This is a genomic window from Streptomyces sp. NPDC101393 (assembly GCF_044767385.1).
Taxonomy (GTDB): domain Bacteria; phylum Actinomycetota; class Actinomycetes; order Streptomycetales; family Streptomycetaceae; genus Streptomyces.
Genome location: NZ_JBIWNU010000001.1, coordinates 429,310 through 444,384, shown reverse-complemented (window position 1 = coordinate 444,384; position 15,075 = coordinate 429,310). Strand labels below are relative to the sequence as shown.

Below are 15,075 nucleotides of genomic sequence, written 5' to 3'. Positions count from 1 at the left end.
ACGGGCGGGGCCCAGCCAGGGGCCCCGCCCGCACGCGCGCACCCCCCTCCCTATATAATTGCGGTATGCATCTATCGTCGCCGCGGGCAGAGCACACGACTCCGCCGGCGCCGGTACCGGCACCGCCATCCGACGAGCAGGGCCTCGAAGCCGCCGCCCGAGGGCTCCTCCGCGGTATCGGAAAGCTCTCCCGCGCCCTCTTCCGGGCCGGCGAATTCGGGCTTCCGCGCGGCCATGTGTCCGTACTGGACGCGCTGGCGGACCATTCGCGACGGGTCACCGAACTCGCGGCCCGCACCGGACTCACCCAGCCGCGCGTCACCGTCGTCCTCCAGGAGCTGGAGGGGCGCGGCCTGGTCGAGCGGGCCCGCTGCGCGCGGGACCGGCGCGCCGTCGAGACCTCGCTCACGCCCGCCGGCCGCGAGCTGCTGGAGCGGGCCCGGCAGCGGATGGCCGCCGCCCTGCTCGAAGGGCTCCGCGCACACGTCGGCGACCCGGAACACACCGCGGGCCAGGCCCGCGACGCCGTATCCACCCTGCTGAACGCCATCGAACCGGAGGTCAGTTGACCACCCCAGCCACCCCGCCCACCGCCCCAGGGGCCGCGCCCGGAACCCTGGGCGCGACCGACGCCGACCCGACGAAACGGGAGCAGCCCCGCGGGGCTGCGGGCAGCTTCGCCCCGCACCGCGTCGGAGGGCCGAGACGCTGGTGGGACTGGGTGCTCGCCGCGGACCCCGGGCTCGGTCAGCTGCAGGCGGGGTGGCGCTCACTGGTCTCCATGATCACCGCGCTGGCGGTCGGCTACGGGATGTCCGTCGCACTGGACCTGCCCGCCATGCTCGGCATGATGGTCGGCGGCATGATGGGCCTGATGAGCGCCTTCGTGGTCGCCGAGAACACCCCGTTCCGGCTGGCGCGCGCCATCCTGTGGATGCCGTTCCCGTACTCCGCCGTCCTGCCCGTCGCCGCCTGGCTGCACCAGGACCGGGTGCTGGAGATGAGCCTGATGGTGGTGGCCCTGGCGGCGGCGTTCTTCCTCGCCCGCTTCGGCGCCCTCGCCCTGCTCACCGGCATGATGCTGTTCAACGCCTTCATGGTCGGCATGATGGCCAACGTCCCGCTGAACCTCTGCGGCGAGCTGTTCGTCGTCGCCCTGGTGTCGTCCGCCGCGGTCCTCCTCGCCCGCCTGGTGTTCTGCTACCCGATGCCGCGCGAGGACCTGCTGCGTACGCAGCGCGCCTTCGTCGTCGAGGCCCGCCGGGTCGCCGACGCCGCCTGCGCCGCCCTGGACCCGGACGCCGACCACCGCAGCGCCGTCCACCGCATGCGGCGCAGCCTGCGCCGGCTCAACGTCACCACGGTCACCATCGACGGCCGCCTCGCCCAGCCCGAGGTCGCCGCCGACCCCGACACCGCCGAACTCCTCCACCGGCACCTCTTCGACGCCGAACTCGCCCTGCGCGGCATCGGCCAGGCGGTGCAGCAGCTCACCGCCCTCCAGGTGCCCGCACGGCTGCGCGAAGCGATGGTCGTGGGACTCGTCATCGCCCGGGACACCCCGCTCGGCCGCGCCGACGCCCTGCACGCCGCCGCCCAACTCATCCGCCAACAGGCCGAGTTCGCCCTCCAGGACACGCACGCGACCCCCGCCGGGGCCGAGGCCGCCGCCCTCGCCCGCCGCGTGGGCCACCTCCTGGACTCGCTCGCCGACAGCCTCGCCCACTGGCTCGACCTCGGCCGGCAGGCGCCGGCGTCGCGCGCCGACGTGCCGTTCCAGCCCACCGTCGCACTGGAGCAGAACCGGCCGGCCGGCACCGGAGCCGTCGCCCGCCGCCTCGCCGCCGCCCAGGACGTCCAGGGCTGGCGCCGCGCCATCCCCTACCTGCGCGTCCCGCTGCACGCCGCGGTCGCCGCCGCCCTCGTCTGCCCGATCACCGACGCCATCGACCCGCAGCGCTTCTACTGGGGCCTGGTCGGCGTCATGATCACGCTGTTCGGCACCAACACCACCAACGAACGCCTGCGCAAGCTCGCCCACCGCATGGCCGGCACCGTCGCCGGCGCGGTCCTCGGCATCCTCCTGCTCCACCTGATCGGCCACGGCCACGTCTACTGGACCCTGGCCGTCATCGTCGCCGGCCTCGCCCTCGGCGCCTGGGGCATGCAACGCCAGTACGCGTACTGGGTCGTCGGCCTCGTCACCGCCCTGACCCAGCTGTACGGCATGTCCACCCCGTACGGCGGCATGGACCACCTGCTGACCGAGCGCCTGCTGGACAACGGCATCGGCATTCTCGTCGCCACCGCCTGCGCCGCGCTGATCTTCCCCGTCTCCAGCACAAAGATCGCCCGCGAGGCCGAACGCGGCTACCTGTCCGCCCTGGAACACCTCATCTCCCAGATCGTGCTGCGCTGGGAGAACCCGGAAACACCGGTCCGGCTGCGCGGCGCCGCTCGCGGCATCGACGCCGCCCTCTTCCAGGTACGCGGCGTGCTCCGCCCCCTGGTCCGCATGCCCCTCGGCATCCGCGGCCGCGGCCCCGAGAACCGCCTCGCCCTGCTCGCCACCGCCACCGGCCACGCCCGCGCCCTCGCCGCGGCCGCCGACATCGACATCGACCTCGCCCCGCACCTGACCGCACGGGTCCGGTACATCACCGCCACCTTCACCGCCTCCCTGCACGCCCTCGACCACCACACCGCGAGCGGCACCACCACCGCCAGCACCGGCACCTGGACCCGCGTCAGCCCCCTCATCCGCGCACTCGAATCCCACCTCCAGCCCCCGCCCGGCCCCCGCGCCACCCGCCTGCACACCGCGCTCCACGAACTCGCCGCCCTCGACGAGGCGTTGGCCGCCTACGCCGAACAGCGCGGCCTGACCCTGACATCGGCGGCCCCGGCCCCACCCGCCACACAGGAGACCGCACCCGCCCGCACCCCGCTGGACCGCCGCACCCAGACGGCACTGGCGGCCTGGGCGGCCCGCAACCAACAGCCCGTACCGCAGGCCCCCACACACCGTCCCGCACCCGCCCAGCCGCCCACGCCCCCACAGCCCGCCACCCTCACCCCCCACCAGGCCCCGGCACAGGAACCCAAGGTCACCGTCACCGGCACCCTCCACTGCCCCGACGGCCACCCCGGCGGCTGCGACGCCTGGATCACCCTCGTCAACGCCCGCGGCAAACGCCGCGCCGCCGGCCGCGCCACCGGCGGCCGCTACCGCATCCTGGACCTGCCCCCCGGCAGCTACACCGTCATCGCCTCCGGCTCGGCCCACCCACCCCGCGCCGAATTCCTCTCCATCCGACAGACAACGGGCGAACTGCGCCACGACATCGAACTGGACCGGGCGAACAGAGCAGAACGGGGGTGACCTGGGGGCCGGACGTCCCGTGACGGGAACCGCCCCGTGCGCCGTACGCGGCGCGGGCCGCGGCAAGCCCGGGGTGCCGCTGTACCGGGCCGCCGAGCACCGCAACGGCTTCCCTCCCCCTTGGGCGAGAACCAGCCTCGCGGCCGATTCGCGCACCTACCCGGGGATGGCGGGTTCTGGGCACACTCAGGTGGGAGTGAGCGAGACATCCATGGGCTTGGTGCCGAGTGTGCTGGGGGAAGCCGTTGGCCTACGTTCCGATACTCAAGGGCAAGGCGGGGGAGTTCTCGGCCCTTGAGCACGTCACGCCGGCGGTTCGCTCATACATCCGCCCCGTCCTGGAGCTGGTCCCTGACCCGGACGTGCGCGATGTCCTGGAGACGTTCTGCGACCGCGCGATGGACGCGGTGCCCCACGGCACCGTCCTGACCGTCGACAGCGGAGCCCTACCGACAGCACGAGTCCTTGAGGGCGACGCAGGCGGCCCCATGGCCCGCCTCAGCGAGTCCCTCGGCCTCCGCGACGTAGCCATGTGCCCAGTCGTCCGGCACACAGATCAAGGGGCTGCCCTGACCGAAGCAGTCCGGGCGGCCAGGGCACATCAGCGCGGCGCCTGCCTACGGGTCTCTCTTGCTGCCGACTCTCCTGAGGGCCTTCCGCATCACGCACAGATCCGCCGCCTCCTCAAGGCCCTACGCCTTGAACCGGAGGAGGTTGACCTCCTCATCGACACCGGTGCTGTGGATTCCACGACCGCGAGGGATCGCCTGGCCGACCGTGCCGTCGTCGCGTTGCAAGCCCTGGCCCCGTGGCACTGGCGGCATGAGTGTGTCGCCGCCGGCGCCTTCCCGGTCAACTTGAGCGGGTTCCCGAGGGGGCAGGCAACGCCGGTGACCCGGCGTGACGCGCAGCTCTGGCAACGCGTCGTGAAGGGATACGGCGGAAGGTCCCCCGACTTCGGAGATTTCGGCGTGACGCATCCCCGGATGCCTGTGAGATCTAGGGGGACGCCGGACCCCAACATGCGCTACACGACACCGGACGACTGGCAAGTCTTCGTCTATCCGCGCGTCCGTTCCGGCAACGACGACTTCTTCGTACTGAGTGCCGACTTGGTCGACTCCCCCTACTGGCCGGCCACCGGCGCGCGCACGTCGTGGGGCGACGCCCGGCTCCATGAGTGCGCGCATCGACAACGGCCCAAGGCCGGAGGCGGCACGCAGTGGCGCGCATGGGCGACCTCGCACCACCTGGCGGTGGTTTCCTCCAACCTCGCCCACTTCGGCCGTCCTTGAGGTACACCGCCGGTGGGAGGGTGCACCGATGGGGCACGATGAGCTGAGCAAGAAGAAGATCGAAAAGAGGTGGGTGCGGGGTCGGACGGTCAGTGACCGTCGGCGGAACTCACTCGCCCCACACCCGCCACTCACTCCCCGATCAGCGACGTACAACGACAAAGAGCCGGACCCAGTGAGACTGGGTCCGGCTCTTGAAGTCTGGCACTTCAGCAGGTCAGCGGGATGATTACGCTGGTCTGGCTGGAGTGCCCCCGGCAGGATTCGAACCTGCGCACACGGCTCCGGAGGCCGTTGCTCTATCCCCTGAGCTACGGGGGCGTTTCGCCGTGTTGTGCGGCGACGGGTAGAACCCTACCAGCTCTGATGGGGTGTTCATGAACAGGTTTTGCGGGGTGCTGGGTGGGGGTCGTGGCGGTGGGGGAGGGGGCTTTAGCGCATCCCGCGGCCCGGTCGTCGGCGGTCGGGGAAAGGTCCCTCGCACGGGGGCGGAAGTGGGCAAAACCGGGACGCAGCCGCAGCGGGGCCCCTAGTCTCATGGTGTGCCTGGCTTGTCCGGTCGGATCCTTGTTGTCGATGACAACAAGGTGATCCGGCAGTTGATCAGGGTCAATCTCGAGCTGGAGGGCTTCGAGGTCGTGACCGCGGCTGATGGTGCCGAATGTCTGGATGTCGTGCACCACGTGAGACCTGATGTGGTGACCCTGGATGTCGTGATGCCGCGGCTCAACGGTCTGCACACGGCGGCCCGCCTGCGGGCCGATCCACGGACCTGGGACATCCCCATCGCCATCGTCAGTGCCTGCACCCAAGGTGAGGTCGACAACGGCGAGTCGGTGGGCGTGGACGCCTTCCTGGCGAAGCCCTTCGAGCCGACGGAGCTGGTGCGGACGGTGGGCGTGCTGGCCCGCGAGGGACGGCAGCGGGAGGGGGAGCGTGGGCCCGAGAGCGGGCCCGGACGCGGCGCCCCGGGCGGCGGGATCCGGATCGGGATCGGCAGCGGGGCTACGCCATCGGCGAGTGGCGCCGGGGCCGAGGGTGCGGGTGAGGTCGCTGTGGCGGGTGCCGGTGAGGGTGCCGTGGCCGAGGAGGCGGCGGGCCGGGCGCCGGACGGGCCGCAGGACATGGCGGCGCCTCCCGGCGAGTCCGGTGGTGGGTCGGAGCCCGCGGCGCGGCCCGCGGGCTGAACCCGGGGGAGCCCCCGGAGGCCCCGGAGGATGTCCACAGGGCGAAACCGGGTCGCGTGTCCGCCCCCCTTCTCCCATACGCTTGTCCTGTGACCCCCGCTGAGCTCTCCCGTACCGTCCTGCGCTCCGTGCGTGGTGCGGTGGAGGAGAAGGAACTGTCCGTGCCCGTGCCGGCGCGGATCGTGGTGCGGCCGGCGCCGCGGGCGGGGCGCGGGGATTTCGCCTCCAACGTCGCGCTGCAGCTCGCCGGGCCGGCGGGCCGGCCGGCCCGCGAGGTCGCCGAGATTCTGCGGAAGCGGCTCGTCGGGAGCGCCGGGATCACCCGGGTCGAGATCGCCGGGCCGGGTTTCTTGAATTTCACGCTGGGTGACGCTGCGCAGGCCGCCCTGGTGCGCGAGGTGCTGGCGCAGGGTGATGCGTACGGGGCGCCAAGTGGGAGCGCGGGGGCGTCGGCCGGGGAGCACCGGCAAGGGCCGGAGCGCCCCGAGGCACCCGGCCCGGCTGACGCGGCCGCCCCGTGCCCGCTGGCCGCCGCCCGGAGTGTGGTCGTCCGTGCCGCGATGAGCCGCATCCTCGCCGACACCGACACCGACACCGCCAGTGCCATTACTGCCGGCGCTGCCCCTGCCGCCTCTACCGCCGCTGCCGGGTGGTCGGATCCGGACCCGGTGGACGTCGGCGACCGCGAGCTCGCCCGTCTGGGTGCCCGGCTCGGGGCCGACGAAGCCCGCTGGGCCCTGTTGCGGCCGGCGGCGCGTGACGCGGTGCGGTTGCCGGAGCGGCCGGTGCAGCGGGAGAGCAATCCGCGGTTCCGGGTGCAGTACGCGTACGCCAGGACGCGGGCGCTGCTGCGTAATGCCGCTGATCTGGGGTTCGAGAGCGAGCCGGGGGAGGTGGGCGCCGCGGGTGCGGAAGCCGCCGCCCTCCATACCGCCCTCGCCACCTATCCGGCCGTCGTCGATGCCGCGGCCCGGCACCGGGCGCCGGATCGATTGGTGCGCCATCTGGAGACGACGGCGGATGCGTTCTTCCGTTGGCATGACGGGTGTCCGCCGCTGCCCGTCGGAGAGCAGAAACCCTTGGCCGTGCACCGCGCCCGGCTGGCCCTCGCCGAGGCCACCGGGACGGTGCTCGCCAACGGCCTGCGCCTGCTCGGCATCTCCGCACCCGAACACGTCTGAACGAATTCGATGGGATCTTCACCGCTATGAGCCGTTCCGCCCACCCCGCCGGGCCCCGCCATGCCGATGTCCTGCCCGAGGGCCACTACGCCGGGCCGCCCGCCGATCTGAACACCCTCGACCCGCACGTCTGGTCCCGTACCGTCCGGCGCAACGCCGATGGTGTGGTGACCGTCGGCGGGCTCGATGTCACCGCGCTCGCCGAGGAGTTCGGGACGCCGGCGTACTTCCTCGACGAGGACGACTTCCGGGAGCGCTGCCGCGCCTGGAAGGACGCCTTCGGGCCGGGTGCCGATGTGTTCTACGCGGGCAAGGCGTTCCTCTCCCGTGCCATCGTGCGGTGGCTGCACGAGGAGGGGCTGAACCTCGATGTGTGTTCGGCGGGTGAGCTGACGACGGCGCTCGCGGCCGGGATGCCCGCCGAGCGGATCGCGCTGCACGGCAACAACAAGACCACCGACGAGATCACCCGGGCCATCGAGGCCGGGGTGGGGCGGATCGTGCTGGACTCCTTCCAGGAGATCGTGCGGGTCGCGCACATCGCGGAGCGGCTGGGCAAGCGCCAGCGGGTGCAGATCCGGGTCACGGTCGGTGTCGAGGCGCATACGCACGAATTCATCGCCACCGCGCACGAGGACCAGAAGTTCGGCATCGCGCTGGCCGGCGGGCAGGCCGCGGAGGCCGTGCGCCGGGCGCTCAAGCTGGACGGCCTCGAACTCATCGGGATCCATTCGCACATCGGCTCGCAGATCTTCGACATGGCCGGTTTCGAGGTCTCGGCCCGCCGCGTCGTCCAGCTGCTGACCGAGGTGCGCGACGAGCACGGCGTCGAACTGCCGGAGATCGACCTGGGCGGCGGCCTCGGCATCGCCTACACCTCCGAGGACGACCCGAGCGAGCCGCACCAGATCGCCAAGGCCCTCGGCGACATCGTGACGCGGGAGTGCGAGTCGGCGGGGCTGGCCGTGCCGCGGCTGTCCGTCGAGCCGGGCCGGGCCATCGTCGGGCCGACCGCGTTCACGCTGTACGAGGTCGGCACGATCAAGGAGCTGGAGGGGCTGCGGACGTATGTGTCCGTCGACGGCGGGATGTCGGACAACATCCGGACCGCGCTGTACGACGCGGAGTACAGCGTCGCGCTGGTCTCCCGGGTCTCCGACGCCGAGCCGATGCTCTCGCGCGTGGTCGGCAAGCACTGCGAGAGTGGCGACATCGTCGTACGCGATGCCTTCCTGCCGTCCGACGTGGCGCCCGGTGACCTGCTCGCGGTGCCGGCCACCGGGGCGTACTGCCGCTCGATGGCGAGCAACTACAACCACGCGCTCCGGCCGCCGGTCGTGGCGGTGAGGAACGGTGCGGCCCGGGTGATCGTCCGGCGCGAGACGGAGGAAGATCTCCTGCGTCTGGACGTCGGCTAGGGCCCGATCCACGGTGCGACCCCGGGGATGAAATAAATGTCTCGGCATCTGGACCGGTGGCGGAAAGCGCCGACCCGTGCGTGAGACTGGTGCATGAGCAAGCAGGATCAACGGCAGTATCGATGAAAAGCAGAGGTCGAATGATGCGTACGCGTCCGCTGAAGGTGGCGCTGCTGGGCTGTGGTGTTGTCGGCTCAGAGGTGGCGCGCATCATGACGACGCACGCCGACGACCTCACGGCGCGCATCGGTGCACCCGTGGAGCTCGCCGGGATCGCCGTACGCCGCCCCGACAAGGTGCGCGACGGCGTCCCGGCAGAGCTGGTCACCACCGACGCCACCGCGCTGGTCAAACGCGGCGACATCGACGTCGTCATCGAGGTCATCGGCGGCATCGAGCCGGCCCGCGGCCTGATCACCACCGCCTTCGAGCACGGCGCGAGCGTCGTCTCCGCCAACAAGGCGCTGGTCGCCGCCGACGGCGCCGCGCTGCACGCCGCGGCGCAGCAGCACAACGCCGATCTCTACTACGAGGCCGCGGTGGCCGGCGCGATCCCGCTGGTACGCCCGCTGCGTGAATCGCTGGCCGGCGACAAGGTCAACCGCGTCCTCGGCATCGTCAACGGCACCACCAACTTCATCCTCGACAAGATGGACACCAGTGGCGCCGGGTACAGCGAGGCGCTGGACGAGGCCACCGCCCTCGGTTACGCCGAGGCCGACCCGACCGCCGACGTCGAGGGCTTCGACGCCGCCGCCAAGGCCGCCATCCTGGCCGGCATCGCGTTCCACACCCGGGTGCGCCTCGACGATGTGCACCGCGAGGGCATCACCGAGGTCACCGCCGCCGACATCGCCTCCGCCAAACGGATGGGCTGCACCGTCAAGCTGCTCGCCATCTGCGAGCGGGCCGCGGACGGCGCGTCGGTCACCGCCCGGGTGCACCCCGCGATGATCCCGCTGACGCATCCGCTCGCCTCCGTGCGCGAGGCCTACAACGCGGTCTTCATCGAGTCCGACGCGGCCGGTCAGCTGATGTTCTACGGACCCGGCGCCGGCGGTTCACCGACCGCTTCGGCGGTCCTCGGCGACCTCGTCGCGGTCTGCCGCAACAAGCTGGCCGGCGCCACCGGGCCGGGTGAGTCGGCGTACGCGCGGCTGCCCGTCAGTCCGATGGGCGATGTCGTCACGCGCTACCACATCAGTCTCGACGTGGCCGACAAGCCCGGCGTTCTCGCGCAGGTGGCGACGGTCTTCGCCGAAAACGGCGTATCGATCGATACGGTCCGTCAAACGGGCAAGGACGGCGAGGCCTCTCTCGTCGTCGTCACCCACCGAGCGGCGGACGCGGCCCTGTCGTCGACCGTCGGGGCGCTGCGCGAGCTGGACACCGTTCGTGGTGTCGCCAGCATCATGCGGGTCGAAGGGGAGTAAAGGAACCCATGTCTGCCAATTCCACTGTGACCATGGCGAGCCGCCAATGGCGCGGCATCATCGAGGAATATCGCGGCCGTCTGCCGGTCAGCGACACGACCGAGGCGGTCACCCTCCGGGAGGGCGGCACTCCCCTCGTACCGGCCCAGGTGCTCTCCGAGCGCACCGGCTGTGAGGTGCACCTCAAGGTCGAGGGCGCGAACCCCACCGGGTCCTTCAAGGACCGCGGGATGACGATGGCCATCACCCGGGCGAAGGAGGAGGGCGCCAAGGCGGTCATCTGCGCCTCCACCGGCAACACCTCCGCCTCCGCCGCCGCGTACGCGGTGCGGGCCGGCATGGTCTGCGCCGTTCTCGTCCCGCAGGGCAAGATCGCGCTCGGCAAGATGGGCCAGGCGCTGGTCCACGGCGCGAAGATCCTGCAGATCGACGGAAATTTCGACGACTGCCTGACGCTCGCCCGCGGCCTCTCCGAGAAGTACCCGGTCGCACTTGTGAACTCCGTCAACCCGGTGCGCATCGAGGGGCAGAAGACCGCCGCCTTCGAAATCGTCGACATGCTCGACGACGCGCCCGACATCCACGTGCTTCCGGTCGGCAACGCCGGCAACATCACGGCGTACTGGAAGGGCTACCAGGAGTACGCCGCTGACGGCATCGCCTCGCGCACCCCGCGGATGTGGGGCTTCCAGGCGTCCGGCAGCGCACCGATCGTGCGCGGCGAGGTCGTCAAGGACCCGCACACCATCGCCACCGCGATCCGGATCGGCAACCCCGCTTCGTGGTCGTTCGCCGAGCGGGCGCGGGACGAGTCCGGCGGCTTCATCGACGAGGTGACCGACCGTCAAATCCTGGCCGCCTACCGCCTGTTGGCCGCCCAGGAGGGCGTGTTCGTCGAGCCCGCGTCGGCCGCTTCGGTAGCCGGTCTGCTCAAGGCCGCCGAGCAGGGCAAGGTCGACCCGGGCCAGCGCATCGTCTGCACGGTCACCGGCAACGGCCTCAAGGACCCGGACTGGGCGGTGGCCGGCGCCCCGCAGCCGGTCACGGTCCCGATCGACGCCGACGCCGCGGCCGAGCGCCTCGGCCTCGCTTAGCCCGCACGCCCCACCCGCCGAATCTGCGCGTACGGCACGGGGTGGCGGGACGGTCACCGTCCCGTCACCCCCCGTACAGCAAATTGTGCAAACGCTGCAAAGCCTGGTCGAGGTGACTCCGAGGCACGGGATGGCGCGCGACACGCATCGTGCGCCTCCTGTGCGCCCTATGTCGCCACAGAACCTTCCTTCGATAGGCTGGCAGCCAACTCCCCTCCCCACGGCATAACGCAGTGGTGTGCAGGGCAGATCAGAACAGACCCCACGAGCCGGCCGGGCGCTTCGGTGCCACGGTGGCGCGGGGTAGTACCGCAGCATCAATCAAGGAGAGTCATCGAGCGATGGCCGGTCCCGCGTTCCGCGCCGCCGCCGTCCGGGTGCGCACCCCCGCTTCCAGCGCCAACCTCGGTCCCGGCTATGACGCCCTGGGTCTCTCCCTGGGTCTGTACGACGATGTGGTGGTGCGCGTCGCCGACTCCGGTCTGCACGTCGACATCGCAGGTGAGGGGGCCGAGAGCCTCCCCCGTGACGAGAGCCACCTGCTCGTACGCTCCATGCGTACCGCCTTCGACCTGCTCGGCGGACAACCCCGCGGGCTGGAAATCGTCTGCGCCAACCGCATCCCGCACGGCCGTGGCCTGGGGTCCTCCTCGGCTGCGATCTGCGCCGGCATCGTCGCCGCCCGTGCGGTGACGACCGGCGGCGAGCAGAAGCTCGACGATGCGGCGCTGCTGGAGCTGGCCACCGAGATCGAGGGCCACCCCGACAATGTCGCCGCGTGCCTGCTGGGCGGATTCACCCTCGCCTGGATGGACACCGGAACCGCGCGGGCGATCAGAATGGATCCCGCCGATTCCATCGTTCCGGTGGTCTTCGTGCCCGGAAAGCCGGTGCTGACCGAGACCGCCCGTGGACTGATTCCGCGTACCGTCCCGCATGTGGACGCCGCGGCCAACGCCGGCCGTGCCGCACTGCTCGTCGAGGCCCTGACCAGGCGCCCCGAGCTGCTGCTTGCCGCGACCGAGGACCGACTTCACCAGGAATACCGCGCCCCCGCGATGCCGGAGAGTGTGGCCCTGGTGAACCGACTGCGCGCGGACGGCGTCCCCGCAGTTGTCTCCGGTGCGGGCCCGACGGTCCTTGCGCTGGTGGACGAGGCGGCGGCCGACAAGGTCGCCGCGCTGGCGGGCGAGGGGTGGGCGGCCAACCGGCTGACCCTCGACGCGGTGGGCACCTGTGTGCTGCCGCTCGCCGGGTGATCACGCGAGTGATCGACGATTGCCGGTCTTTGAGAGGGGGAATGTTTGTTGGATCCGGTAGTGTTAACCTCAAGTCAGTACTCGACGCCTGAGTGGCGCGGTGCTTCGTGTCCCCCATCGGGACCACTTTCTTCCGGGAGCCTCCCAAACTGCTTGGAGCAATGGCCTGAGCAGAAGTGAGCACGCTCCGGAATCGGCGTGACGTCATGAGTCACTCTGCATCTCTTCGCGCCGGAACCATGAACTGATCTTTCCGCCGTTTCCGGCGGGACCACCGCCCCGGCCCGGTCCGCACATCCAAGGACAGCCGGACAGCACAACCGGTCGCCGAGCCAGACAGGCCGACGCCCGCTCCAGGGAAGGACCCCTTCGTGAGCGACACCACCGATCTGATGGGCGTGCGCACCGATGGCAGTGCCACCGCGCCCGCCACGGACGCTCCCGCGCCTGCCACCGGTGCTGCCACAGCCCCTGCCTCGCGGCGACGCCGTTCGGGCACCGGCCTTGACGGCATGGTCCTGGCAGAGCTGCAGCAGGTTGCCTCCGGCCTCGGCATCAAGGGCACCGCGCGGATGCGCAAGAGCCAGCTGATCGAGGTCATCAAGGAGAAGCAGGCCGGCGGCTCCGGCTCCGCGGCCAAGGCCGACGCGCCCGCCGACACCGAGAGCAAGCCCAAGCGCCGTACGACCTCCAAGGCCCGTACCGGCGACGACGCTGCCGAGAAGACCGCTGCCGCCAAGACCGACAAGGCCGAGAAGGCCGGCGACAAGTCCGCGGCCCAGCAGCAGATCGACATCCCGGGCCAGCCGTTGAGCGACGAGCAGCCGGCCGGCGAGCGCCGTCGGCGCCGGGCCACCGCCGCCGCGGGCAGCCCCGACACCGCCGCCGGCGACGTCAAGATCGAGGCCCGGCCCGAGACGGCCACGGCCAGGACGGACGCCAAGGCCGAGGCCGCGGTGTCCACCGACACCGCTGACGGCCGCCAGAACAAGGGCGGCGACCGCCAGGACCGCGGCGACCGTCAGGACCGCGGCCAGAAGGGTGACCGCGAGGGCCGCGGCCAGCGCGGTCAGCGCGACCGTGGTGAGCGTGGGGACCGCGGCGACCGCCAGGACCGTGGCGACCGTCAGGACCGCGGTGACCGTCAGGACCGTGGCGACCGCCGCAAGAACGACGCGGGAGACGGCGGCAACCAGGGCGGCAACCGTCAGCGGGACAACCGCGACAACCGCCGTCAGGACGATGACGACGACTTCGAGGGCGGCCGCCGTGGCCGTCGCGGCCGCTACCGCGACCGCCGTGGCCGTCGCGGCGGCCGCGAGGACTTCGGCAACGAGCCGCAGGTGACCGAGGATGACGTCCTGATCCCCGTCGCGGGCATCCTGGACATCCTCGACAACTACGCGTTCATCCGGACCTCCGGCTACCTGCCCGGTCCGAACGACGTGTACGTCTCGCTCGCCCAGGTCCGCAAGAACGGTCTGCGCAAGGGTGACCACGTCACCGGCGCGGTCCGCCAGCCCAAGGACGGCGAGCGCCGCGAGAAGTTCAACGCGCTGGTCCGTATCGACACCGTCAACAGCGTGGCGCCCGAACAGGGCCGCAACCGGGCGGAGTTCGGGAAGCTGACGCCCCTTTACCCGCAGGAGCGACTGCGCCTGGAGGGTGAGTCGGGCAGCCTGACGACCCGGATCATCGACCTCGTCACGCCCATCGGCAAGGGCCAGCGTGGTCTGATCGTGGCCCCGCCGAAGACCGGCAAGACCATGATCATGCAGGCGATCGCCAACTCGATCACCCGCAACAACCCCGAGTGCCACCTGATGGTCGTCCTGGTCGACGAGCGTCCGGAAGAGGTCACCGACATGCAGCGGTCGGTGAAGGGCGAGGTCATCTCCTCGACCTTCGACCGCCCGGCCGAGGACCACACCACCGTCGCCGAACTGGCCATCGAGCGCGCCAAGCGTCTCGTCGAGCTGGGTCACGACGTGGTCGTCCTGCTGGACTCCATCACCCGCCTGGGACGCGCGTACAACCTCGCCGCCCCGGCCTCCGGCCGCATCCTGTCCGGTGGTGTCGACTCGACCGCGCTGTACCCGCCGAAGCGCTTCTTCGGTGCCGCGCGCAACATCGAGGACGGCGGTTCGCTGACCATCCTGGCCACCGCGCTGGTCGAGACCGGTTCGCGGATGGACGAGGTGATCTTCGAGGAGTTCAAGGGCACCGGCAACCTGGAGCTCAAGCTCGACCGCAAGCTCTCCGACAAGCGCATCTTCCCGGCGGTGGACGTGGACGCGTCCAGCACCCGTAAGGAAGAGATCCTGATGGGTGCCGACGAGCTCTCCGTCGTCTGGAAGCTGCGCCGGGTGCTGCACGCCCTGGACCAGCAGCAGGCCATCGAGCTGCTGCTGGACAAGATGAAGCAGACGAAGTCCAACGCGGAGTTCCTGCTGCAGATTCAGAAGACGACGCCGGGTATGGGCAACAACGGCAACGGCAACGACTGACGCCACCCCGACGCACCCGAGGCCCTTCTCGCCCCTTGTGGGGGAGGAGGGCCTCGTGCTGTCCCGGGTCCGAACAGCGCGCCTCACAGGGCGTCGCGCGCATTTCCGCTTGAGACGTTCCGCACAGGATCAGCCATTTCCCACCGGTTCCAAAGACGGCAGAAAACGTATCGAAACCCCAGGTGAGAAGGGTGCGTGCGGAACGCCGTCGGGCGCCGGCGGAGCGCTTTTCTAAGAAAGCGCTCATATGGCGCTGTGCAACCCTTCCGGTCTGCCTCCCGTCTGACAAGGAGCAACAGGCCGTGACGCACGGAGCGCT

General features: G+C 71.1%; 9 protein-coding genes, 1 tRNA gene and 1 pseudogene. 10 read left to right on the top strand and 1 reads right to left on the bottom strand.

What is annotated here, in order from left to right:
- Positions 1-65: 65 nt before the first annotated feature.
- The 3 genes from ACIRQ7_RS01875 (at position 66) to ACIRQ7_RS01865 (ending at position 4,677) form a co-directional block, all read left to right on the top strand.
- Positions 66-569 (top strand): MarR family winged helix-turn-helix transcriptional regulator, encoded by a 504-nt coding sequence (locus tag ACIRQ7_RS01875; protein WP_404259127.1) that lies wholly within the window; start codon positions 66-68, stop codon positions 567-569.
- Positions 566-3,382, top strand: a complete 2,817-nt coding sequence (locus tag ACIRQ7_RS01870; RefSeq protein ID WP_404259126.1) for an FUSC family protein — start codon at positions 566-568, stop codon at positions 3,380-3,382. Before ACIRQ7_RS01875 ends, ACIRQ7_RS01870 begins: the two co-directional genes overlap by 4 nt.
- A gap of 245 nt (positions 3,383-3,627) precedes the next feature.
- The gene (locus ACIRQ7_RS01865) at positions 3,628-4,677 is read left to right on the top strand and encodes a beta family protein (RefSeq protein ID WP_404259124.1); all 1,050 of its coding nucleotides are present in this window, start codon (positions 3,628-3,630) and stop codon (positions 4,675-4,677) included.
- Between the two features lie 249 nt (positions 4,678-4,926).
- On the opposite strand, the gene ACIRQ7_RS01860 is transcribed toward ACIRQ7_RS01865, so the two are convergent.
- Positions 4,927-4,998 (bottom strand) — tRNA-Arg (locus tag ACIRQ7_RS01860).
- 221 nt (positions 4,999-5,219) lie between these two features.
- Here ACIRQ7_RS01860 and ACIRQ7_RS01855 point away from each other — a divergent pair.
- From ACIRQ7_RS01855 to rho, 7 genes and pseudogenes are all read left to right on the top strand, one after another.
- A pseudogene (locus ACIRQ7_RS01855) lies at positions 5,220-5,714 on the top strand (PleD family two-component system response regulator); the annotation flags it as partial.
- 239 nt (positions 5,715-5,953) lie between these two features.
- Positions 5,954-7,045, top strand: a complete 1,092-nt coding sequence (gene nrtL / locus ACIRQ7_RS01850; RefSeq protein WP_404259123.1) for an ArgS-related anticodon-binding protein NrtL — start codon at positions 5,954-5,956, stop codon at positions 7,043-7,045.
- 26 nt (positions 7,046-7,071) lie between these two features.
- Positions 7,072-8,463 carry a diaminopimelate decarboxylase gene (lysA, locus tag ACIRQ7_RS01845; RefSeq protein ID WP_404259121.1) on the top strand — a complete coding sequence of 464 codons (1,392 nt, stop codon included), beginning with the start codon at positions 7,072-7,074 and terminating at the stop codon, positions 8,461-8,463.
- Positions 8,464-8,603: 140 nt separating this feature from the next.
- Positions 8,604-9,896 carry a homoserine dehydrogenase gene (locus tag ACIRQ7_RS01840; protein WP_401463013.1) on the top strand — a complete coding sequence of 431 codons (1,293 nt, stop codon included), beginning with the start codon at positions 8,604-8,606 and terminating at the stop codon, positions 9,894-9,896.
- Positions 9,897-9,904: 8 nt separating this feature from the next.
- Positions 9,905-10,990, top strand: coding sequence for a threonine synthase (gene thrC / locus ACIRQ7_RS01835; RefSeq protein WP_403666748.1), 1,086 nt, complete (start codon positions 9,905-9,907; stop codon positions 10,988-10,990).
- Positions 10,991-11,331: 341 nt separating this feature from the next.
- The gene (thrB, locus tag ACIRQ7_RS01830) at positions 11,332-12,249 is read left to right on the top strand and encodes a homoserine kinase (protein ID WP_403666745.1); all 918 of its coding nucleotides are present in this window, start codon (positions 11,332-11,334) and stop codon (positions 12,247-12,249) included.
- A gap of 371 nt (positions 12,250-12,620) precedes the next feature.
- The gene (gene rho, locus ACIRQ7_RS01825; protein ID WP_404259118.1) at positions 12,621-14,756 is read left to right on the top strand and encodes a transcription termination factor Rho; all 2,136 of its coding nucleotides are present in this window, start codon (positions 12,621-12,623) and stop codon (positions 14,754-14,756) included.
- The last annotated feature ends 319 nt before the right edge of the window (positions 14,757-15,075 follow it).

What these genes read in the sequence shown, in the direction of transcription:
- thrB (WP_403666745.1), top strand. Translation starts at nt 11,332, where the DNA reads ATGGCCGGTCCCGCGTTCCGCGCCGCCGCCGTCCGGGTGCGCACCCCC.
- ACIRQ7_RS01875 (WP_404259127.1), top strand. Translation starts at nt 66, where the DNA reads ATGCATCTATCGTCGCCGCGGGCAGAGCACACGACTCCGCCGGCGCCG.
- ACIRQ7_RS01840 (WP_401463013.1), top strand. Translation starts at nt 8,604, where the DNA reads ATGATGCGTACGCGTCCGCTGAAGGTGGCGCTGCTGGGCTGTGGTGTT.
- lysA (WP_404259121.1), top strand. Translation starts at nt 7,072, where the DNA reads ATGAGCCGTTCCGCCCACCCCGCCGGGCCCCGCCATGCCGATGTCCTG.
- thrC (WP_403666748.1), top strand. Translation starts at nt 9,905, where the DNA reads ATGTCTGCCAATTCCACTGTGACCATGGCGAGCCGCCAATGGCGCGGC.